This window comes from Streptomyces sp. NBC_00996 (genome assembly GCF_045162675.1).
In the GTDB taxonomy this organism is placed as follows: domain Bacteria; phylum Actinomycetota; class Actinomycetes; order Streptomycetales; family Streptomycetaceae; genus Streptomyces.
Genome location: NZ_CP108723.1, coordinates 9,232,927 through 9,253,878 on the forward strand (window position 1 = coordinate 9,232,927; position 20,952 = coordinate 9,253,878).

The following is a 20,952-nucleotide window of genomic DNA, read 5'->3' on the forward strand; positions in this document are numbered from 1 at the left end:
ACGGGCGCTCGACTCCTTTGTCGGCCGACGGCAGGAGCTGTCGCGCTTGCGCAGCCTGCCGAGGACCTCGCGGTTGGTCACGCTGACCGGTGCCGGCGGCGTCGGAAAGACGCGCCTGGCGCTGGAGTTCGCCAAGGGCCTGCCCGGCCGTGACGGACGTGTCGACCTGGTCGAACTCGACTCACTGCAGGACGGCGCTCTGCTGGCGCAGTCCGTGGCCGCCGCGCTCGCCGTGGGCGAAGGGGCGGGACAATCCGGCCTCGACGTTCTGGTCCGCGCGATCGGCGACGCTTCCCGGCTGTTGATCCTGGACAATTGCGAGCATCTGGCCGAGCCGTGTGCCCGACTGACCGCGGCGCTCCTCGGCCGCTGCCCTCGGTTACGGATTCTGGCCACCAGCCGGGAGGCCCTGCGGGTACCCGGCGAGATCGTGTTCAGGGTCGGCGAGCTGTCCCTGCCACCGGCCGACGCCGGGGAGGACCCGACAGCCCTGCTGCGATCGGATGCCGTCCGGCTGTTCGTCGAACGTGCCTCGAGTTGCGCACCCGGATTCACGCTCCGCCGCGACAATGGCCGGGCCGTTGCCGAGATCTGCCGCCGACTGGACGGTCTGACACTCGCCGTCGAACTGGCGGCTCGCCGGGTCGGCACCCTTCCCCTGCCTGACATCCTGGCCGGACTGGATGACCAGCTGTCTCTCCTGACCGACGGAAGCAGAACCGGGCCGCCGCGCCACAGCGGACTGGTCGCCGCGATCGACTGGAGCCATCGGCTGCTCGAACCGGCGGAGCAGGCCGTCTTCCGGCGACTCGCGGTCCTCGTCGGCGGCTTCGACACCGCTGCGGCGCAGGCTGTCTGCGCAGGTGACGGCATCGCACCGCGGCAGATACTCCGCGTCCTGTGCGCCCTTGAGGCCAAGTCCCTCATCGCACGTGTACCAGGAGACGCGCAGCCCGCGCGATTCAGACAGTTGGGCACCATCCGTGTCTACGCGTTGGAGCGCCTGCACGCGTCCGGCGAGCTGCACACCACTCGGGAACGGGCCACCGAGTGGCTGATCGATCTGGCGGAGCGGGCGGGCGACGAGGTGTTCGCCGACCAGGCCGGCGGCCCGCTGACCGTCGAACGGGACAATCTCACGGCGGCCCTGGCGTGGACGACCGGCCGCGACGGCTCCTCGCAGCTGCGGCTGGCGCTGGAACTGGCTCGGGTGCACTTCCAGCAGGAGCAGCCGTCGGCCGCCCGTACGCTGCTGAGCGGACTTCTGCAGGAGGCCGACGGCCGGGCGCTCGGCGGTGCGGTGCCGGCGCTCGCCGCGCGCGTGGCCTGCCAGCAGGCCGACCTGGCACAGGCACTGAGCCTCGGCGAGCAGGCGGTGGACCTGGAGCGCACCCGCAACCACCCTGCCGGCCTCGCCAACGCACTGGACGCGCGGGCCGCGGCACATCTGTGCCGCGGCGAATTCGCCGCGGCGGTCGCGGATCTGCGCGCATGCCTGGATCTCGTCGCCGCGCTCGGCAAACCGCAGGACACGGCATGGTGCACCCATCACCTGGCGTGGGCGCTGCTCCAAGCCGGCCGGGAACTCGAGGCCGACGCGCTCATGTCCCGCTGCCTGCCGGTGCTCAGGGAGCACGCGCCGTGGAGCCGGGCCGCGGCCGCTCTGCACACCGCAGGCGCCGTGCGGCTGGCTCTGGGCCGGCTGGACAGCGCCGAGGCGCTGTTCGCGGAAGTCCTGCGGATCGTCCCCGAAGCAAGTTTCCACGCTCTGTACCCCATTGAGGGCCTGGCCCTCGTGGCCGCCGAGAGCGGCGACCTGCAGCGAGCCCTACGGCTGTGCGAGGCGAGTGCGCAGGCACGCCGCAGGTTGGACACCGAGCCCGAGGCTCCATGGCGCCGCCAGGTGGAACAGACGGCGACTCGTGCGAGGACACGGCTGTCGGCGGCCGCGCGGGAGGCGGCCGTCAGTGGCGGCCACCGGCTGCTCGGGGACCGGCTTGTCGCGTACGCCCTGCGGAAAGGGAGCGGTGGCCACAGAACGGCGACGGGCGCCGTGCGGCTCGTCGACGACCGGTCCACGCTCACCGCACGAGAGTTCATGGTGGCCGAACTGGTCGCCGACGGACTGACCAACCGGCACATCGCGGACCGGCTCGGTCTTTCGATACGTACGGTCGCCACGCATCTGGACAAGGTCCGCGACAAGCTGGGCGTACGATCGCGCACGCAGATCGCCTTGTGGGTGGCCGCACGGGCCATGGACGGGCGCACCTCGTTGCGATGAGTTCCGCGACGGGCCCGGGCGACCCGCTGCGAAACCACCTCGAAGTGCCCCGTCCCGGCAGTCCTCAGGGCTCCAGGACGAGCAGCTGAGCCTCCTCCGGGGACCAGCCGACCGTCACCTCGCTGTCGAGGATGCCCGTCGCGCGCGAGCCCGTGCCGAGTTCCCGCATGACCACGTCCTGGCCGCCCACGTGCAGCCGATGGCGGATCGTGGCGCCGAGGCCTGTGGACGACAACACCCGGCCGGAGCCGCGGTTCTCGCAGCGATCGGCGTCGACGAACCGCAGATGCTCGGGGCGGATGGAGACCGCGTACGCGTCGCCCTTGGCCCCGCGGTCCCGAACCCGGCCCACTCCCCACGCACCGAGGTCGACAACGGCCTCGCCGTCCTTGCGTTCCAGGACCGTGCAGGGCAACAGATTGGTGTCACCGAGGAAGTTGGCCACCCAGTCGGTGCGCGGATGCGCGTACACGTCCTCGGGGGCGCCCTCCTGCACGATCCTGCCGTCGCGCATGACCACGATCCTGTCGGACATGGACATGGCCTCGTCCTGGTCGTGGGTGACGAACAGGACGGAGATACCGAGCGACTGCTGCAGGGTCTTGACCTCGTCCTGCATCTGCTCGCGCAGGCGCTTGTCCAGGGCGGCCATCGGCTCGTCCAGGAGAAGGGCCGCGGGGTTGAACACCAGGGCACGCGCGAGCGCGACGCGCTGCTGCTGGCCGCCGGACATCTGACGCGGACGACGGTCGCCGAGCCCGGCCAGACCGACGCGGGCGAGCGCCTCCTCCGCGCGCCCCCGCCGCTCGCCGCGCTGCACGCCTCGCATGCGCAGCGGGAACTCGACGTTCTCGGCGGCGCTCATGTGCGGGAACAGCGCGTAACTCTGGAAGACGACGCCGAGGTTGCGGTCCTTGGGGGGCAGCCGGTCCACCGGTTCGCCGTCGATCAGCACGGTGCCGGAGGTGAGTTCCTCGAAGCCGGCGACCATCATCATCGTCGTGGTCTTGCCCGAACCGCTCGGCCCGAGCAAGGTGACGAACTCGCCGGGTGCGACCGACAGATCGAGATCGTCGACGGCGGCGACATTCCCGTACATCTTGCGAACGCCCCGCAGCTCGATGGCGCCCCGACGCTCCTCGCGGGGAGCCGAGGCGGAGGTCTGCTGTGTGGTCGTGGTCGTGGTCGTGGTCGTCATGGATCACCCTGTCTGTTCGGGGGCGGTCAAGGGGAGCAGCCGCGCGACGGAGCGGCGGCGGATGGTGAAGCAGACCTGTACGAGCAGACCGAGCGTGGCGACGGTGACGAGCATCGCCGAGGACACGGCGATCTTCGGGGTCAGGTTGTACTGGATGTCGGTGAACATCTTCACTGGCAGCGTCGTCGCGTTCGGGGACTGCAGGAACAGCGCGATGACCGTCTCGTCGATGGACACCGAGAAGGCGAACAGGGCCCCCGCGACGAGCCCCGGCCGGATGACCGGGAGATAGACGAACCGCATGACGGAGAACGCTCCCGCGCCCAGGCTGCTCGCCGAGCGGACGAGCGCCGGGTTCAGCCCGGCGAGGCCGGCCCGCACGGTGAGGAAGGCGTACGGCACGGCGATCACGGCATGGGCGAGGCCGATCGGCAGGACCGTCCCCACCATGCCGACGGAGATGAAGAACTGGTAGAACGCCAGAGCCAGCACCACCGCGGGCACGATCATCGGTGCCAGCAGCAGACCTGTGATCGCCGCCTTCCCGGGAAACGTACGCCCGTGCAGTGCCACCGCGGCCGTCCCGCCGAGCAGCACCGCGATCACCACCGCGACACCGGCCGCCTGGAGGCTGGCGGACAGGGCCGACATCCACGCCTGGTCACTGAAGAAACCGGTGACCGCCTCGGTGGACAACTGCTGGGGCGGGAAGGTGATGTAGCGGCTTCCGGTGAACGCCATCGGCAGCACGATCAGCGTCGGCACGACCAGAAAGACGAAGACCGGCACCGAGGCGATCAGCGAGGACACATGTCGAGGTCTAGCGAGCCTCATATTCGCCTCCTGCACGAAGGATCCGCTGGTATATCGCGACGAGCACGCTGACGATGACGGTCAACAGCAGCGCGAGTGCCGAGGCACCGGCGAAATCGGTCAACTGCCGTGCGTAGAAATCGATCTGATTGGCGATCATCATGTCGCCGGGGCCACCGAGCACGACGGGCGTGATGAAGAATCCCGTGCTGACGATGAACACCAGCAGACCGGCTGCGGAGACGCCCGGCACGGTCAGCGGCAGGATGATCCGGCGGAAGACGGACGCCTCGCCCGCCCCCAGCGAACGGGCCGCGAGTTCGAGCCGGTCGTCGATGGCGGCCAGTGCGGCGAAGATCGGGAAGACGGCGTACGGCAGCAGGTAGTGCACCATGCCGAGCACCACGGCGAAACGGTTGTGGAGCAGGGCCAGCGGGGCGTCGGTGATGCCGAGCCCCTGCAGTGCGGTGTTCACCAGCCCGTTGTCCTGCAGCAGGACCGCCCAGGCGAAGTTCTTCACCAGGACGCCCGTCCAGAAGGGCAGCAGCACGAGAGCGAAGAGGATGACCCGCGCCAGCGGCCCGCGCCGCCAGATCACCACGGCCAGCAGGTAGCCGAGCACCACCGTGGCGAGCGTCGACAGCGCGCTGATCTCAAAGGTGTTGAGCAGCGACCGCGACACCAGCGGGTCCTTCAGCACGCGCTGATAGGCGTGGCCGTGCGTGCTCGCCGCGACGAGCTTGCCGAGCGGCGTCAGGAAGAGTACGACGTCGAAGGCGAGTACGGGTACGAGCAGCAGCAACCACGTGCCGCGCGGGCGCCGGCGCCGCCGCGGCGTATCGGCCTCGGCTGAAGCGGACGTGGTCGCCGCGGCAGGCGTGATGGTGGACGTCATCAGCTGCCCGCCTGCCACAGCTTGAAGCGCTGCTCGGTCGCCTTGAGGTTCTTGGCCCACCAGGCGTCGTCGCGTACCAGGATGGAGTGCGCCAGCTTGGGGCTGGTGGGCAGCGAATCGGCCACCGAGGAAGGCAGCTTGGCCAGGGCCGGGGTGTTGGCCAGGGTGAGGTTGGTGGTCTGGATGAAGTCGGCGCCGGCCGCGGCGTCGTTGCTCATGAAGTCCAGGAGCCGGAAGGCCGCCTCCTTGTTCCTGGCGCCCTTGGGGACCACGAAGTAGTCGCCCGCGACGACACTGTTGACGGCCGTGAAGTTGAGCCTTGCCCCGTCCTTGCGGGCGGCGCTGATCCGGTTGTTGAAGCTTGTCGAGAGCGCGACCTCGCCCGAGGTCAGCTGCTGGATCGGCTCCTGATTGGCCGTGTGGTAGATCAACCCGTCCCGCCCAGGGTGCTGGGCCAGGTACTTCAGGGCGGCATCGACGTCGAGGGGGTAGATCTTGTCGAACGGCACGCCCGCCGCGAGTCGTGCCGCCTCCAGGATCGAGCTGTCGGACAACTGCGCGTAGACGGATCGCTTGCCCTTGTAGCGCCCCTGGTCCAGGAACTGCTCCCAATTCTTGGGCGCCTGCGCGTCGGGGATGTGCTTTTGGTCCCAGGCCATCACGAACAGGAAGCTCAGATACTTGATGCCGTAATCGGCCTTCGCATAGGCGGGCAGCCCCTTGTCGCTGATGACGCCGTAGTCCAGCTTCTCCAACAGCCCCTCGTCGACGGCCTGGAGGTATTCCGGTGCCGTCAACTCCACCAGATCCCACTGGACATCGCCGGACTGGACCTGGGCCTTGAGCCCGGCGAGGCTGGTGTTGGCCAGCAGCGACGGGCGCACACCCGACTTCTTCTCGAACGGCTTGAGCAGGGTCTTCGTCAGCTGGTCGTTGTACGAGCCGCCGTACGAGGTGACGGTCACCGTGGTGTTCGGCTTGGCCGACGGGGTCGACTTGGTGCTGCACCCGGTGAGCAGACTCCCCGCGAGGGGTGCCGCCAGCGCGGAGGCTCCGGCCGCCCGCAGGACCGACCGGCGGCTCATGCTTCTGTGTGACTGCTCGTTCATTGTGGCCATGCCTTTCTTGGAAACACGACTGGGAACACGACGGCCCCGCGTTGTGCAGCGCACCGATGACAGGTGCGGGGCGCGGTGAATACGGGGTGCGGCAGGGATCAGCGCCAAAGGGGCGAACAGGGGAATCTGAGAACTGCGTCATGAACGATCAGGTCGACATGTGACCCGAGGAGCCAATAGCCGTCGCCAACGGCCATGACATTCCGGAACTCGTTCGCATCCGCGATCACGATCAGGCGATCCGCGGAAAAAGGAACGATCCGGTACATGCGGTCTGCCTCAGCCCGGCGACCGCGTGGCGCAACAGTAGGGACATGTCCTCTGCGCGTCAATGAGCGATTTCCCCGTGGGCGCGCCGATGCCCAGGAAACAGATGGCGCCTCGCCCTGCCCGGAACACATGACCTCGTCGGGTGTGCAGATCATCCATGCGGCATCGCGACTATGGATGAATCCACCACTTCTTGCCCGTCCGGGTGGCGGATAGCGTCACTGGCCTGGGACGGAGACCTGGCCTGGTCAGGTCATCCGTGCCTCAGCTGCTGTCCCTCAGGCATGGCCCGTGGGCGCGGAAGTCGCCAACTCTGCGCCCTTCGGGTCGGTCGTCTCACTCGGCACGACCGGAACGCAATCCCACGGCCGCCCTCCACCCCTGGGGCGCTGGGTCATCGCCATCGTCAAGCCAGTCTCCCAGCAGATCCCCTTCATCCCTTTATCCCTACGATTCTCAAGCCACGAGGAGCACGGAACGTCGTGAGCGAAATCCTTACGCTGCGCAATTACATCGACGGCGAATTCGTCGACGCGAAGGACGGTCGCACGCTGCCGGTCGTCGACCCCACCACCGGCGAGGTGTACGCGAGTGCACCGCTCTCGGGGGCGGCAGACGTGGACGCGGCGATGGCAGCCGCGGCGGAGGCCTTTCCCGCGTGGCGCGACTCCACCCCCAGCACCCGGCAGAAGCTGCTTCTGAAGATCGCGGACGCCGTCGAGGCACGCGCCGAGGAACTGGTCGAGGCGGAGTGCCGCGACACCGGCAAGCCACGCGCCGTGACCAGGACCGAAGAGATCGTGCCCATGGTCGACCAGTTGCGTTTCTTCGCGGGCGCCGCACGCCTGCTGGAGGGCAAGGCGGCGGGGGAGTACGCGGAGGGCCTGACCTCCATCATCCGGCGAGAGCCGATCGGTGTGTGCGCGCAGGTCGCGCCCTGGAACTACCCGATGATGACGGCCGTGTGGAAGTTCGCACCGGCGATCGCCGCGGGCAACACGGTGGTCCTCAAGCCGTCGGACACCACCCCCGCGTCCACGGTGCTGCTCGCCGGGATCGTCGGCAGCGTACTGAAGGAGCTGGAGCTGCCCGCCGGGGTGCTCAATGTCGTGTGCGGCGACCGGAACACCGGGCAGTGCATGGTCGAGCACCCGGTGCCGGCCATGGCCGCCATCACCGGTTCCGTGCGCGCCGGCATCCAGGTCGCCGAGAGCGCAGCCAAGGACGTCAAGCGCGTTCACCTGGAGCTCGGCGGCAAGGCACCCGTGGTCGTCTTCGACGACGCGGACATCGCGCAGGCTGTCGAGGGCATCACGGCGGCGGGCTTCTTCAACGCCGGCCAGGACTGCACGGCCGCCACCCGCGTCCTCGTCCACGAGTCCGTCCACGACGATTTCGTCGCCGCGCTGGCCAAGGCCGCCGCCGACGTCAAGACCGGTGGCATCGACGAGGAGGACGTGCTCTTCGGCCCGCTCAACAACGCCAACCAGCTCGCCCAGGTGAGCGGTTTCGTCGACCGGCTCCCCTCGCACGCCAAGGTCGAGACGGGCGGCCACCGGGTCGGCGAGATCGGCTACTTCTACGCGCCGACCGTCGTCTCCGGACTCGAGCAGGACGACGAGATCATCCAGAACGAGGTCTTCGGCCCGGTCATCACCGTCCAGTGCTTCGCGGACGAGGACCAGGCCGTGGAGTGGGCCAACGGCGTCGACTACGCCCTCGCCTCCTCGGTCTGGACGAAGGACCACGCCCGCGCGATGCGCATGTCCAAGCGCCTCGACTTCGGCTGCGTATGGATCAACACCCACATGATCCTGGTCGCCGAGATGCCACACGGCGGCTACAAGAAGTCCGGCTACGGCAAGGACCTGTCGGCGTACGGCTTCGAGGACTACACGCGGATCAAGCACGTCATGACGTCGCTGTGAGGTGCCGGGTACGCAGTGCCCGGCCTGGCGGTGGCCTACGAGGCGCCTGCTGAAACCCCTCGGGCTGAGACTGGCGGGCGAGTGCGGCGACGCGGCCAAGCTCTACGACGGGCCGGCCGGCGAACTCGAGCCTGTCGGCGGCGAAAACGCCGCAGTCGCGCGGGCCGTGGCCCGGCTGCGGACCGCGGATTGCAGACTTGCCTTTGCAGAGAGCGAAGAAGCACTACGCGTGATCGCCGACGGCCGGATTCTTGCCCGCGCAACTGCCCGCAGAACTGGCGGCCCAGATCACATGCGTGTGCTCCGAAGTGACCGTTGATGCCGAAGAGCGCTGTGCTGACCCGGACGCCTGGGACTAACAGGACGCACCAACTCCCGTGACTGGCCCGGTGGTTCGTCGCAGGCAGCGTAGTGCGGCCGAACCCTCTGCGATGCTGTCAGGCGGTCAGTCCACCCGCGGCGAGTAGATCGCTCATGTTGCCCACAAGCCCCTTGCCCAGGCCCTCCGCCCTGGTGAGAAGCGCCTCGAAGGCCCTGAGGCGGCGGAAGGTTTCGGCGTAAGTCGCCTGCTCCTCCAGGGGAAGTTGGAGTACCTGAAGGCGCCGGATGTCGACCCTGGACGAGCTGGAGGCGTGGGTGCCTGCCTGGCGCCCGTTGGCGGGCGCGCGCAGACAGCCGGCGAGGAAATGGGCATCCAGTCTCTCCGGGTCCACCCGCAGGGAGTAGAGCTGGGGACCCAAGGCCATCGGCGGTCCTTCGTGCACCCATGCTTTGAATGCCCTGACCACTCCGGCGACCACGACGTCACCCTCCTCGGCGATGGCGTGTGCCGAGTCGGCGAGGAGTAGCCCGCTGGGAGTGCCGTCCATCAGTAGGTCAGAAACGGTCAGGAGCGGGACGGCGGTCTTACGAGGTGGCGCCCCGGTCTCCGATGGTTGTTGCCCGGCGCGGAGCGTCAGGGCACCGGCCTTGACGAGGTCCCCGACGGTAGCTGTGGCCTGCGGTGTCTCGGTCTCGAAGCCGAGTTTGGACAGATACTGCACCTGACCGGCCAGGTCGGCCAGGGAGGCCCCCAACTCTCCCCAGGATGCCGCGAGTTCGATGCCGGACGGTTCCGCGTTCGACGCGGTGTAGCGACCCGGAGTGACGTCCACCTCGTCGTCCAGCAGGTCGAGCAGGGGGACGCGCACGGCGCTTTCTGGTAGGTCATCGTCCGGACGGTCGAGGGCTTCCACGGCGGAGAGGACGAATGAGCCGAGAGCGTCCCAGTCGGGTCCCGGCTCGCGTGCGCCGGGCCTCGCGAACCGTGCGGCGTCCACAAGCAGCGCTTCCTGACTGGGGGGAGCGGACGCGGAGCTGTCCGGAGCGGCCCTCAGGACCCACAACTGGAGTGACACGCTGTGCGGTTGTGCGCTGCCGGGTGGCAGGGCCACGACCGCTCGAAGCGCCCCGGTACGCAGCAGGGAACCTCGGATGCGCCGGCCCGCCTTGCGTGACGCGACGGCGGGTGGAAGGACGATGACGGCCGCCCCGCCGGGCTTGAGGTGAGAGAGCAGGTGCTGCACCCAGGCCAGTTCCGGCTCGGTCCGCGGGGGTAGTCCGTGTGTCCAGCGCTGGTCGGTGGCGAGTTCCTCGTAGCCCCAGTCGCGTTCGTTGAACGGTGGGTTGCAGATGGCGATGTCTGCTCGCGCCCCGGCGAACGGATCCTCGCGCAGCGCGTCGGCCGTGGCGATCTCCGTACGGATGTCCTGGTTCTCCGTGATGAATCCGAGTCTTGCGGAGGCCAGCGCAGCGAGCGCCGGATCCCGCTCACACCCCAGCACCACCAGGCCCGAACCGTCGTATACCTGGGCGGCCGCGGCAGGCAGATGCCCAGTGCCGCAGGCTGGATCGAAGACGGTCAGCCCTGCTTTGCCCTCGCCGAGTCGGACGGCAAGGGCGATCCGGGTCATCAGTGAGGCGAGCTGCAGAGGTGTGCTGCTGAGCTGCCGTACATGCGTTTCGAGCCACCGTTGCAGGAGGAACTCAAAGGTCTCGCGCGGCCCTTCACTTCGCCCCAGCCTCGCCGCCTCGCCCACCAGCTCTTTCGCTTCGGGGGAGAGTTCGGAATGAGAAATCCGCACGCGAGGAGCGCGCATCCGACGGGCCGCCTCGGCGACGGCCAAGCCCGACTCGTCCCTGCTGCCGAGCGCCTCGAACCGCGGCCAGAGGAATTCGCGGCCGCCGATGTCTTTCAGCTTGCCGTTGTCCCGCAGCCATTGCTCCACCTCCGCCAGTGAGAACTGCGGACTGACGTCAGTACCGCCGATGCGGGTGGGAAAAGAGTCATGACGGCGGCGCCAGTTGCTCACTGCGGCGCGCCCCACGCCGGCGATCCGGGCGATCTCGGCCAAGCTCACGGGTACGGCGTTGGTTGTACTCATCGAACAGTCTCCGAGGTGCTCGGCCGGCTGGGCTGGTCGGCGTCCCAGTGGCTGTGGTCCGTGGAAGGCTACTACGCTCATTGACTTTGTTCACAGTGTAGAACTACGAGGTCGCTGTGTGAGAAGTGTGGAGGACGGGCGGAATGCAGAAATTCACGGCGGGAACAGTGGTGCGCGACCGCTACCAGCTGCAGTCGGTTCTCGGCCGAGGCGTGATGGGGCAGGTGTGGCAAGGGTCTGACCTGTATCTCGAGCGGCCCGTGGCGGTGAAGACGATCGCCGCGGATCTGCTGGCCGTCCCGCAGAGCCGCAAGGAGGCGCTGGCTCGTTTCAAGAGGGAGGCGCAGGCCGCTGCGCGCCTTCACCACCCCAACATCACCACGGTCTTCGACGCGTCGATCACGGACGACACCTGTTGTCTGGTGATGGAACTGATCGAGGGCACCATCTTGGAGTACCTCTTCGACCAACAGGATGGCGAACGATTCGACGTGCCCTCGGCCGCCGCCGTCGCCGCTCAGCTGTGCGCCGGGCGAGCCCGGCCGGACCGCTGACTCGCCCTGCCAGTTCAGAGGCGTTGCGACACGGTACGACAAGCGTGGATACATCCACCTCGGTACCGTGACTCCTGCTGCACTCCCGTCTGGCTCCGCTCATGACCAGGGAGGGAGAGCGCCCACCCCTAGACCCGTACTTCGCGGGTCGTTGATTCGTATGGTTTGGGCTCTGGAGCGGTGTCCCGGGCGGTCCTGTGGCGTTGGATCGGGTGTGTCGATGACTTCCCGGTCCCCCCGGCCACGGTCTGAGCGTCAGCGCCTGGAGTGCGTGGTGACGTCCGTGGTGGAGAAGCGTCTGGGCGCTCTGCCTGTCGCTGCCGAGTTTCTGCGCCGGCTGGACGTGGTCGGGATCGTCGATGAGCTGTGCCCCGGTGGCGCGAGCGCGCACCTGACACACGGCCAGGTCGTCGAGGCACTGGTCGCGAACAGGCTCACCTCGCCTATGCCGCTGTTTCGGGTCGGCGACTGGGCCCGGGTCTGGGCCGTGGAAGAGGTGTTCGGCATCGAGCCGGCCCTGCTCAACGACGACCGCCTGGCCCGTGCCCTGGACGCGATCGCCCCGCACCTTCAACAGCTCGCGGGCACGGTGGGCGCGCGGGCGATCGCCGAGTTCGGCATCGACGTGAGTCGGCTGCACTGGGACATGACCAGCATGTCCGTCCACGGTGCCTACCTTGAGGACGACCAGGACGACCAGTTCCCGGTCATCAAGTACGGGCACCCCAAGGACCGCCGCACCGACCTGAAGCAGGTGCAGGCCGGTCTCGCGGTCACCGGCGACGGCGGGATTCCGGTGCACACGCGCGTCTTCGACGGCGGGGCCGCCGAAGTCGCGCAGGTCGTCGGCGCGATGAAGGACCTGCGCAAGCTCGCCGGGGAGCAGGAGTTCCTGATGGTCGCGGACGCCAAGCTGGTGTCCTACCCGAACATCACCGCCCTGCTTCAAGCGAAGGTCCCGTTCATCGCGCCCGTCCCGGCCGCCCAGATCAAGGACGGTGTCTACGCTGCCCTCGGCCTGGAACAGGCGGCGGTCGTGGACTGGGTCCCCGAGAGGGACGCGGGCAAGGACCCGGCCGAGCGGGAGGTCTACCGGGTGCTGGAGGACGTCCACACCCTCGCGGGCCCGCGCAAGCGCGACCCGGTGCTCACCCTGCGGCGGATCCTGGTCCACTCCACAGCGAACGCGGCAGGCCAGCGGGCCGCCCGCGCCAAACGGCTGGCCAAGGCGGCCGAGGACCTGGACAAGCTCGCCCGCGCGGCGGGCGGACGGCACTACAAGACGGCCGAGAAGGTCGCCGCCCGCGCCGGGATGATCGCCGCCAAGCGCCGCGTCACCGGCTGTCTGCACTGGCACGTGCACGAGGACGACGCCGGCACGCCGTCGCTGGAGTGGTCCTTCGACCAGGACGTGCTCAGCGCCGAAGCGAAAGCCGACGGCTGGTACGCGCTGATCACCCCACTCACCGCCGAGCAGGCCACCCCGGCCCAGGTCCTGATCCACTACAAGGGCCAGGGCGCGGTCGAGCGCCGCTACGCGGACTTCAAGGGCCCGCTCGCCGTCACCCCCATCTTCGTCCAGCACAACCGCCGCGCCGCCGCCCTGATCCAGGTCATCTGCCTGGCCCTGCTGGTCTTCTGCCTGATCGAACGTCAGGTCAGACGGGCCCTGGGACCCGAGCAGACCATGGCCGGGCTCTACCCGGACAATCGCAGAGTGCGGCCCACCGGCCGGATGATCCTCTACCACCTCGGCGAGCTCAACCTGCGGATCGGCAACGTGACCGACCCGCCGACCGTGCAGATCACCCGCGGCGTCCAACTCCACCTCCTCGAACTCCTCAGCGTCCAAGTCACACAAACCCGCTGGCCACAGACCTGAACCGGTGACCCGCGAAGTACGGGCCTAGAGCTTGAGGTCCTCCAAACCAGGCGCGACCAGCAAGGGTACGAACTCCACGACGCTGTGCGACGCAACACCGTTGAGCACGTACGGATCGGTGGCGAGGATCTGGTCGAGGTCCTCGACAGGCATCCCGGCAGCGAGGTAGACGCCGCCCACCGAAGGAACTTGGCGCCCAGCTGCCAGAAGCAGTCGCCGTGAAATGAGGTCGTTCAGCCAGTCGCCGTGGGCTGGTCTCCACGGGGCCACTTCCACCAGCGGTGCCGTATAGGTCATGGTGACAACGAACATGTTCGGACCGTAGTCGAACCCCAAGTACTCGAGCGACGCCATTCCATGATCCGGGAGAGGCCTAGTCCTCCAGGCGCACCGGCATCAGGATCGAGAAGCTGTCCGCGTCGTCGGGTCGGCGGATCGCGAGCGGTGCCGTGGGAGCGCCCAGCTCCAGGATCAGCTCGTCCCGCGCTCCGGCGGCGAGCGCGTGCAGCAGGAACTCGCGGTTGACGGCGACGTTGTTCTGGTCGTCGTCACCGTCGTCGCACACAATCACGGTCCCGTTCTCCGTCACCCGGACCACGCTGAGGTCGCAGGGCTCGCCGTCCTGCTTGCGCGTCTCGCTCGCGCGGACCGGACCGGTCTCCAGGGCCTCCCGGAAGGCCGCCGTATCGACGGAGGCCCGGCGACCGGCCGGCAGGTGGACGAGGCGACGGTAGTCGGGGAACTCGTGGCCGAGGCTCTGGCCGGCCGCCTGCCGATCCCCGGCCTCCAGTGTCACACGGTCACCGTCCACCACGAGCTGGACGGATTCGTCGCCGGCCAGCAGCGCCCGCATCGCGTCCGCGAGCGGCAGAGGCACGACGGTCTGCACATGAAAGTCGCCGTGCCCGGTTGCACGGGCCCCCGCGACCGCCATCCGGTACCGGTCGGTGGCCACGACATTCAGCCCTTCGCCTTCGATGTCGAACAGGATCCCCCCGAGCATCGGCAACTCCACGTCGGTACCGGCCGCGAAACGGACCGTGTCCAGTGCGGCGGCCAGCTCCGGGGCGGGGACGGACAGCCGGACGGTGGCGGTGGTGAGCGAGGTCATGGGGTTCTCCCTGTGGTCGAGTAGGGCTCGGAGCGTGGAGAACTCACTGCGGGCATCGGACAGTCCCAGTTCGAGACGGCGCAGGTGGGCCTCAAGGAGACCCCGCACCAGGTCCGTGTCCGCGCCGGACCAGCCGGCAAGTACGAGCCGGATGTCCGCCAGGGGCATGCCGGCCCGGCGCAGCCGGGCCAGCAACCGGGCCTCCTCCAACTGCTCGGGCTCGTACCAGCGGTAGCCGCTGACGGGGTCCACCCAGGCGGGGACCAGTACACCGGCACGGTCGTAGAACCGGAGCGCGCTCACGCTCAGTCCGCCGTCCCGGGCCATCTCCCCGATGCTGCGCATCTCGTTCTCCACACCCGGAACTCTGAGCCCTCGACAAGGTCGAGGGTCAACCTCGGCCACGGCCCGGATCGGTCACTCAGACCGGACAGTCGGCCCGCGTGAGGGCCGTGCCCCAACGGATCATCATGTAGTGGGAGCCGCCGATCTCCGCCACGGCATAGCGAGAGTACGGCCAGGCGCTTCCCGCGCTCTCCCGTTCGCTCACGAGAGCCCGGCACGCATCCCCGGCGGCCAGCTTCGCCCAGGAGTCGACCCGCTCCTCGTTCCACTCCGCGTAGTCCGACCAGACGTACATCACCGAGTTGGCGGGGTCGAAGCCCACCTTGAGCTGCTCGTTGCCGAGCACACGATCCGTACCGAGCGTCTGACGCATCCCGTTGGTCCCCGCGATGATCTTCCGGGCGGCGCCGTCCGCGACGCGGATCTCCGCGCTGTCGGTGCTGGGGATCATCGCCTGCCCCAGGCCGTCCTCGTCCGGCTGCCAGTCCTGCGAACCGTCCGTGTCCTGCCCGGTGCCGTTGTCGGCGGCCGACTGGCAGTCGGTGTTGGCGACGAAGTCGTCCTGCCATGTCACCTGGGGGTCCTGACCCTGCTGCTCCTTCACCATGACGTACGTGCGGTACGGCAGGTCGGGGTGCAGGCGGAGGACGACGTCGCGCAGCGTCAGACACATCGACCTGGCGATCTCCGTCTCGGCGTAGATCGAGCCCTGTTCGTCGGAGGTCAGCCGGTACGAGAGGTAGACCTCGCGGCGCGACTCGTGGAACCGGACGGTCTCCGGTGTGAAGTCGGCGCCGTCGCTGAGGTCCTGGGCCTCCACGCCCACGACCAAGGTCTGCCAATTCGCAGACCACCCGACCGCGCCGGTCTGCCACCGCAAGAACAACGGCGAGTCGAGCGCCGACCACCTCTTCATCAAACGCGGCGTCCAAAGCCTTCTCGGCAAGCGGCGGTTGCGTGGGCAGGTGAAGACTCGGGACCCCGGTACCGGGCCCGGTGACGCGATGGATGTGCATCTGCCCGACAGTCGGCGCCGCCTGCGCTTCCAGCTCAGCTCTGTCGACTACCGGGCGTGGCGCCGGGCCGACGACGAACTCGCCGCGGATGCCGACGACATCGACTGGATCTTCGCGGCCGAGGGACCGATCACCCAGCAGTTCCTCGGCCGCCATGGCTACTGCCTCCGGGTCCGCTGCGAAACGGTGGGCGGTGAGCGCCGCGTCCACATCGGCGCAGAGGCCCGCGACCGCACGGTGTCCTGGACCGCGTTGGAGGACTGCGCGCTGACGCCGTCAGGCATCGTCACACCGGAGGCCGAACGGATCCGGCCGAGCCATCCCCGCCCCAGGCCGACCGCGTTTCCGCTCCAGGGCGGGCTCGTCTTCGCCCTCGCGCCAGAGACCGAGGTGCCCGCCGACTCCCCGTTCGTGTCGGAGCGACGGCACCTTCTCGCCGCCGATGTGAAGCCCGTCGACAGCCACATCGTCCGGGCCCTGGTCTCCCTCCCGGCGGACAGCCCGGCACCGCCCGCCGAGCACGTCTACCGCGTTGCCGACGGAGCACGGCTGCTTCTCGCCGAGGGCACCGCGGGCTGGGCGGTCGAGGCCAACCGGTACGTCCGCTTGAACGCGCACGACGCCCAGGGCACGGGACTTTGGACGCCTCCGCCTGCCGCCATTCCAGAGCAGGCGGTCCAACCCAAGGCGCCCACACCTCGGCAGAGCAAGTCCGAACTGCCCGCCCCGCGGAGGGAGGCCGAGCCCGTCCGCACCGCGCGCTCCGCGCCCGCCACCGAAACTCCGAAGAGCAGGGCACTCCTCAGCCACGCCGAACTGGTGACCGCTGTGCGTGACGCCCTCGCGCAGCACGCGCGCCTGCAGTCCACGACCACGTGGGACACCTTGGCCCGCACCGTCAGTCCGGCGTTGAAGGAGTACTCGGACACCGGCAGACGCGATCTGCTGGTCGCGGTCGACACCCCTTTGCGGGAGCACGCCCCGGTCTTGTCCGCGCTCATCCGGGACGGGGGCGAGCCGCTTCCGAATCTGTTCCGGTGCTGGCGGAACTCGGTGTCCAGAACGCGTCGACATCCCACCGCATCAAGCGCTGGGCCGCCGCCGAGACCGAGCGCGCCTTAGCCGCCTACGGCCTCCCACCGCGCGCCATGCCTCCACGACTTTCGCTCGCGCCGGCGCAGCCCGCACTACAACGGCCGGTGGCAGAGGTCGGGGCCCGACCGGCGACTATGCACCAGCGCACTATCTCCGCCGCGGCGTCCGGCGCCTCGATGATGCGGCATCTGCGTTCCCTCACAGCCGAGCTCGAAGGCATGCTGCCAGTTTTGGGTAAAGCGCCGCGCAGGCGAGCCCGCAGGTCACTCAGCTCGGCTCAGGCCTGGCTTGCTCTCCAAGACGGCGCGGTGCTCCCCGCGTCGCAGCGCGCGAAGGTGGCCCAGAAGAAGCTGGGTCACCTTGTCGTGATCGTCGAGGAAGCGCCGGAGACAGCGAAGCAGAGCGTCGGAGCAGCCAGACGAAACCGGGAGATCCAGGAAGCGAAAGCGCTCGCCGGGGCCGAGCGGAACGAGCATAAAGCCCAGATGCCGCAAGGGAACCGGCCCACCCCACGCCACGCGACGGTGCCCGAGCAGGAATCCGTCGCGCTGCTCAGGACCCAGCTGGCCCAGGTGGCCGCGCACGGCGGCACGATCGAGATCGGGCACTTGAAGATCGACGCGAAGAGCCACGGCGCCCGTCGCGTGCTGGGTGACCTCGAGCGAGCAACCGGCAGCGAGGAGCCGATGCTCTCCGCCGTCGTCATCGGAAAGAAAGGCGGTCCCGTGCCCTTCTTCCGCGACATCCTCAAAGCCGCGGGCCTGGCTGTCCCGCAGACCGACGAGGTACTGCTGAAGATCTGGCGCCGCGAGCAGGAACGAGCACACGCCGCCTACGCGAGCCCGCCCCGTCCGCTGCCATCGAGGCTCGTGCCGACGGCGTCCCAGACCGCGTCCACGAAGTGACTGTCAGCCCCGCCGCGCCAGATCCAGCGCCGCCACCCCCACGAACCAGTCCAGCACCTCGCAGATCTCGTCACCGTGCCGCGCGAAGACGCTCAGCGGGAAGGACGGGCGCAGCTCCAGCTTCGCCTCGGGCAGGTCGATGCCGTCGATCTTGTTCAGGCGGTTCAGGAGTTCCCGGCGCTGCTCCGTGTCATCGAAGGGGCTGCGGGTCTTCAGGTACTGGAAGACCACCTCGACCGTTCCGCTCACGGGGTAGATCCCGACCGGCCACACCAGGTGCGGCCGGCGGCTGGTCCCGGCGTCCAGCATGGGGAAGCAGCTCGTCTCCTCGTTTCGACCGTAGGTCACATGGCCGCCCTGACGGCGCCAGAAGTCGAGGGCCGCCACGACTCCGGCGTACGTGTCCGGCCAGTTCTCCCGCAGCTGCACACGGAAGCGCTCGCCGGCCGCCTCGTCCTCTCCTTCGGGGAGCGGGTCGCGTACGGCGGGCTGTGTCACGTCCCTGCCCAGCAGGGTGGCCAACTCGGCGGCGGACAGGCGCTGGGAATGGCGGGCTCGCCCCAGGGAGTCGAAGCGCACTCCCTCGCTCGCCAGCAGGTCCTGCGGCGGCGGACGGTCGTTGCCGTCCGCCCAGCGGAAGGACGGGGAGATCTTGCCCTCAACGGTGAGCACGCGGTAGGCGCCGATCACGGTCGTGTTGGCGCCCAGGTAGGCCCCGACGGGCACCGGATGGCTGCCGATCAGCTCGGCGACATCGCCGTACGTCGTCCAGGTGCCGCTCGGCATCGCGACCAACGCGGACCGCAACTCCGTCCAGCCGGGCCACTCGTCGCCGGTGGGCTTCACTCCACCGATCGGTCCCGGCCACAACTCCGTCGCGCGCTCGGAGAGCCTGTCGGCGCGGTGCATGATCTCGGCCTTGCCCCAGCGCTCGGCGGAGGCGATCTCCAGGTTCATGCGCAGGGCGCTCGACTCGAGAATCTGCTGTTTGCGCTGGAAGGGATGGTTGGACAGCTTGGAATTGTCGCCGGTCAGTGTCAGGTTGCCGAGCGTGTGTACGAGCAGGTCGTGCAGCTCCTGTGGCGACTGGTTCCCCTCCGTCTCTTCGTCGAGCAGGTCGAACCAGGCCTGGGCCGGGCGCTGGGGGAGGACGTGCTCCACGCTGAGGGACGCCTTGTCGAAGTCGACGGGCTCGGTGGGGCGGTAGCTCTCCTCAAGGCGACGCAGAATGTAACTGCGCTGCGGGGGTCGGCCACTCCAGTAGAACGGCTTGCTACGGATCGCCTCGCGCAGCTCCTCGTCGCTGGGCCAACGACGACGCCGGCCTGACAGGAACCGCCGGACGGCTTCGGCTGCCGGCCGGTCGGTCTCCAGCTCTTTCGGCGCCTCCATGAAGATCCGGTTGAGGTTGGTGGTCGGTGTCTGGCAGATAAGGCGCCTCACCAGATACGACTCGACATACAGCAGGGCCTCCGCTGCGTCGTCGGGAGTTGTACCGCCCGTGTCGACGAGGTCCAGCAGATGGAGCGCCAGCGGGAAGTGGGTTTGACCGCCCCAGGCTGCGAGGCGTTCCAGCACCATACGGAGGGAAGCGGACGACTCACGGTTGGGTTCGATAATGCGAAGGAACCGCCGCCCACGCTCCGCGAGTTGGGCGACCTCGCGCTGCAGCGCGTCCTCGTCGCCGGCTAGCGGCTGGAGTCGTTTCTGTTGCTCCCGATAGATTTCGCTCTGCTTCGCCTTTTGGTTGCCGCGCACGACCAGGTCCAGCCAGACAAGGAGCTCGAGGTTCTTCGGGCCGAGGCTCTGCTGCATGGGCAGCCACAGCTCTTGATACACCCGCTCACCGCGCTTGGGTAGGAGCATGAACACGTAATTCCGCAGCAAGTCGCTCTGACTGAGCCCGACGCCCGTGTTGTTGATCGATTCGAAGATGCGGTAGACGTTGTCACCGGGCTCGGCGGTGATCTCCACGATGGAGAGCAGGTCCTTGAGGACGGTCTCGACCATCTCCACCCATCGCTCCACACCCGCTTCCTGCCCTTCGGCGAGTGCACCGCGGAAGAAGCGGTACGCCGCACCGATGTTGTCGCCCCCTCCTGCCTCGGCCCGGGACTGAACACAGGCGGTGTACGCCTCACGGTCGGCCTGGGTGGGCAGCAATCGGTAGTGGTCGAAACCCTCGTGGAACTCGTTGACCAGGATCTGCCGGTGCACCCTGTCGGCGGCCCGCGATTCGCCGCTCTCCTTGAGGTGATCGCGCAGGGCGGCGAACGCCAGCATCAAGGTGGTCAGCCGTTGCTGACCGTCCACGACGAGCCATCTCTGTACCCCGCCTGCTTGGATCTGGCCCGGAGCCAGTACCACTGAACCGAGGAAGTGCGCTGCCGTGGACTCTCCGGACACATGTTGGTCGACGAGTTCACCCACGTCCTCCCAGAGGCGCTTCAGCTGCTCCCTGCCCCAGCTGTACGTCCGCTGGTAGAGCGGCACTTGGAACTGCTTGTCCCCTTGGACGAGCTTGAGGAAGGTGATCTCCTGGGCGCGCATGCGCTTCCTTTCCCTGCCGGGTGCACAGGTCCTGCCAGCCCGTTCAGCGGTTCGGCCCTGAGTGACAGCGGTCAACTGAATCTAGCGTGAACTCAGTCAACGGCGGTTGGTTTTCGTTCATCCTGATGTTCACGCGGGGGTTGCGATGCCGCCCATCAGGCGTCGTTGTCCGCCAGTGCAGCGGTCGACTGGTTGGAGATCCTGGAACGTGTCGCGGGGGTTCGGGGCTTCATAGTGCGTTCGTCGGACTGGCGCTCCTGGTACCCTCGAGCCGTGTGCTCAGTTCACACTCGAAATGACGTGCCGGGGGGCGCGTTGGGTTCGCGCTTCGGGTGGCCGGGGCGGGATTTCACAAGGTGGCCACGGTGTGGCCCTCAGAAGTGGTGGGGTGGCGTGTGAGCCAGGGTGAGAGTGGCCTGAGCGACGGTGCGCAGCCGGTCGGCTCCAACTATCAGTACGGCGACGGGCTGTATGTCCGAGTCGACGACGTCGTGCCGTACGAGCTTGTCGACCCCGAGGACTCCCACGGGTACCGCCAGGGCGACGACCTGATTCGGTGCACGTT

Annotated in this window: 15 protein-coding genes; 6 read left to right on the forward strand and 9 right to left on the reverse strand. The window is 68.5% G+C overall.

Annotation, left to right across the window (positions count from 1 at the left end; all coding sequences use genetic code 11):
- The first annotated feature begins 46 nt into the window (after positions 1–46).
- Positions 47–2,284, forward strand: a complete 2,238-nt coding sequence (locus OG390_RS42795) for an ATP-binding protein (RefSeq protein ID WP_406175506.1) — start codon at positions 47–49, stop codon at positions 2,282–2,284.
- A gap of 64 nt (positions 2,285–2,348) precedes the next feature.
- Here OG390_RS42795 and OG390_RS42800 read toward each other — a convergent pair whose 3' ends face one another.
- From OG390_RS42800 to OG390_RS42815, 4 genes are read right to left on the reverse strand one after another with little or no spacing between them, the layout of a single operon-like run.
- Positions 2,349–3,482 (reverse strand): ABC transporter ATP-binding protein, encoded by a 1,134-nt coding sequence (locus OG390_RS42800; RefSeq protein WP_406175507.1) that lies wholly within the window; start codon positions 3,480–3,482, stop codon positions 2,349–2,351.
- Positions 3,483–3,485: 3 nt separating this feature from the next.
- Positions 3,486–4,316 carry an ABC transporter permease gene (locus tag OG390_RS42805; RefSeq protein ID WP_406175510.1) on the reverse strand — a complete coding sequence of 277 codons (831 nt, stop codon included), beginning with the start codon at positions 4,314–4,316 and terminating at the stop codon, positions 3,486–3,488.
- A complete protein-coding gene (locus OG390_RS42810; protein WP_406175511.1) occupies positions 4,303–5,190 on the reverse strand; it encodes an ABC transporter permease in 888 nt (295 codons plus the stop codon). Before OG390_RS42810 ends, OG390_RS42805 begins: the two co-directional genes overlap by 14 nt.
- Entirely contained in the window at positions 5,190–6,275 is a 1,086-nt protein-coding gene (locus tag OG390_RS42815) for an extracellular solute-binding protein (RefSeq protein ID WP_406175513.1), read from the reverse strand. The genes OG390_RS42810 and OG390_RS42815 overlap by 1 nt, the downstream gene beginning before the upstream one ends.
- 785 nt (positions 6,276–7,060) lie before the next feature.
- Here OG390_RS42815 and OG390_RS42820 point away from each other — a divergent pair.
- Entirely contained in the window at positions 7,061–8,506 is a 1,446-nt protein-coding gene (locus tag OG390_RS42820; protein ID WP_406175515.1) for a gamma-aminobutyraldehyde dehydrogenase, read from the forward strand.
- A gap of 437 nt (positions 8,507–8,943) precedes the next feature.
- Here the strand turns inward: OG390_RS42820 and OG390_RS42825 are convergent, their stop codons facing one another.
- Positions 8,944–10,929, reverse strand: a complete 1,986-nt coding sequence (locus tag OG390_RS42825) for an N-6 DNA methylase (protein WP_406175517.1) — start codon at positions 10,927–10,929, stop codon at positions 8,944–8,946.
- A 170-nt stretch (positions 10,930–11,099) separates the two neighbouring features.
- On the opposite strand from OG390_RS42825, the gene OG390_RS42830 reads away from it, so the two are divergent.
- Both OG390_RS42830 and OG390_RS42835 read left to right on the forward strand, forming a co-directional pair.
- Positions 11,100–11,483 (forward strand): protein kinase domain-containing protein, encoded by a 384-nt coding sequence (locus OG390_RS42830; RefSeq protein ID WP_406175519.1) that lies wholly within the window; start codon positions 11,100–11,102, stop codon positions 11,481–11,483.
- A 274-nt stretch (positions 11,484–11,757) separates the two neighbouring features.
- A complete protein-coding gene (locus OG390_RS42835; protein WP_406169420.1) occupies positions 11,758–13,365 on the forward strand; it encodes an IS1634 family transposase in 1,608 nt (535 codons plus the stop codon).
- 24 nt (positions 13,366–13,389) lie between these two features.
- Here the strand turns inward: OG390_RS42835 and OG390_RS42840 are convergent, their stop codons facing one another.
- The 3 genes from OG390_RS42840 to OG390_RS42850 form a co-directional block, all read right to left on the reverse strand.
- A complete protein-coding gene (locus OG390_RS42840) occupies positions 13,390–13,677 on the reverse strand; it encodes a YciI family protein (RefSeq protein ID WP_406175521.1) in 288 nt (95 codons plus the stop codon).
- Between the two features lie 61 nt (positions 13,678–13,738).
- A complete protein-coding gene (locus OG390_RS42845; protein WP_406175522.1) occupies positions 13,739–14,821 on the reverse strand; it encodes a MerR family transcriptional regulator in 1,083 nt (360 codons plus the stop codon).
- A 76-nt stretch (positions 14,822–14,897) separates the two neighbouring features.
- Positions 14,898–15,641 (reverse strand): hypothetical protein, encoded by a 744-nt coding sequence (locus OG390_RS42850; protein ID WP_406175524.1) that lies wholly within the window; start codon positions 15,639–15,641, stop codon positions 14,898–14,900.
- Here OG390_RS42850 and OG390_RS42855 point away from each other — a divergent pair.
- Both OG390_RS42855 and OG390_RS42860 read left to right on the forward strand, forming a co-directional pair.
- Positions 15,604–16,959: a hypothetical protein gene (locus OG390_RS42855; protein WP_406175526.1), complete on the forward strand. Its 1,356-nt coding sequence runs from the start codon at positions 15,604–15,606 to the stop codon at positions 16,957–16,959. The genes OG390_RS42850 and OG390_RS42855 overlap by 38 nt on opposite strands.
- A gap of 149 nt (positions 16,960–17,108) precedes the next feature.
- Positions 17,109–17,837 (forward strand): hypothetical protein, encoded by a 729-nt coding sequence (locus OG390_RS42860; protein ID WP_406175528.1) that lies wholly within the window; start codon positions 17,109–17,111, stop codon positions 17,835–17,837.
- A 3-nt stretch (positions 17,838–17,840) separates the two neighbouring features.
- Here OG390_RS42860 and OG390_RS42865 read toward each other — a convergent pair whose 3' ends face one another.
- Positions 17,841–20,387, reverse strand: a complete 2,547-nt coding sequence (locus OG390_RS42865) for a DUF262 domain-containing protein (protein WP_406175530.1) — start codon at positions 20,385–20,387, stop codon at positions 17,841–17,843.
- Between the last annotated feature and the right edge of the window lie 565 nt (positions 20,388–20,952).

What these genes read in the sequence shown, in the direction of transcription:
- OG390_RS42865 (WP_406175530.1), bottom strand. Translation starts at nt 20,387, where the DNA reads ATGCGCGCCCAGGAGATCACCTTCCTCAAGCTCGTCCAAGGGGACAAG.
- OG390_RS42815 (WP_406175513.1), bottom strand. Translation starts at nt 6,275, where the DNA reads ATGAGCCGCCGGTCGGTCCTGCGGGCGGCCGGAGCCTCCGCGCTGGCG.
- OG390_RS42825 (WP_406175517.1), bottom strand. Translation starts at nt 10,929, where the DNA reads ATGAGTACAACCAACGCCGTACCCGTGAGCTTGGCCGAGATCGCCCGG.
- OG390_RS42800 (WP_406175507.1), bottom strand. Translation starts at nt 3,482, where the DNA reads ATGACGACCACGACCACGACCACGACCACACAGCAGACCTCCGCCTCG.
- OG390_RS42860 (WP_406175528.1), top strand. Translation starts at nt 17,109, where the DNA reads ATGATGCGGCATCTGCGTTCCCTCACAGCCGAGCTCGAAGGCATGCTG.
- OG390_RS42845 (WP_406175522.1), bottom strand. Translation starts at nt 14,821, where the DNA reads ATGCGCAGCATCGGGGAGATGGCCCGGGACGGCGGACTGAGCGTGAGC.
- OG390_RS42840 (WP_406175521.1), bottom strand. Translation starts at nt 13,677, where the DNA reads ATGTTCGTTGTCACCATGACCTATACGGCACCGCTGGTGGAAGTGGCC.
- OG390_RS42810 (WP_406175511.1), bottom strand. Translation starts at nt 5,190, where the DNA reads ATGACGTCCACCATCACGCCTGCCGCGGCGACCACGTCCGCTTCAGCC.
- OG390_RS42805 (WP_406175510.1), bottom strand. Translation starts at nt 4,316, where the DNA reads ATGAGGCTCGCTAGACCTCGACATGTGTCCTCGCTGATCGCCTCGGTG.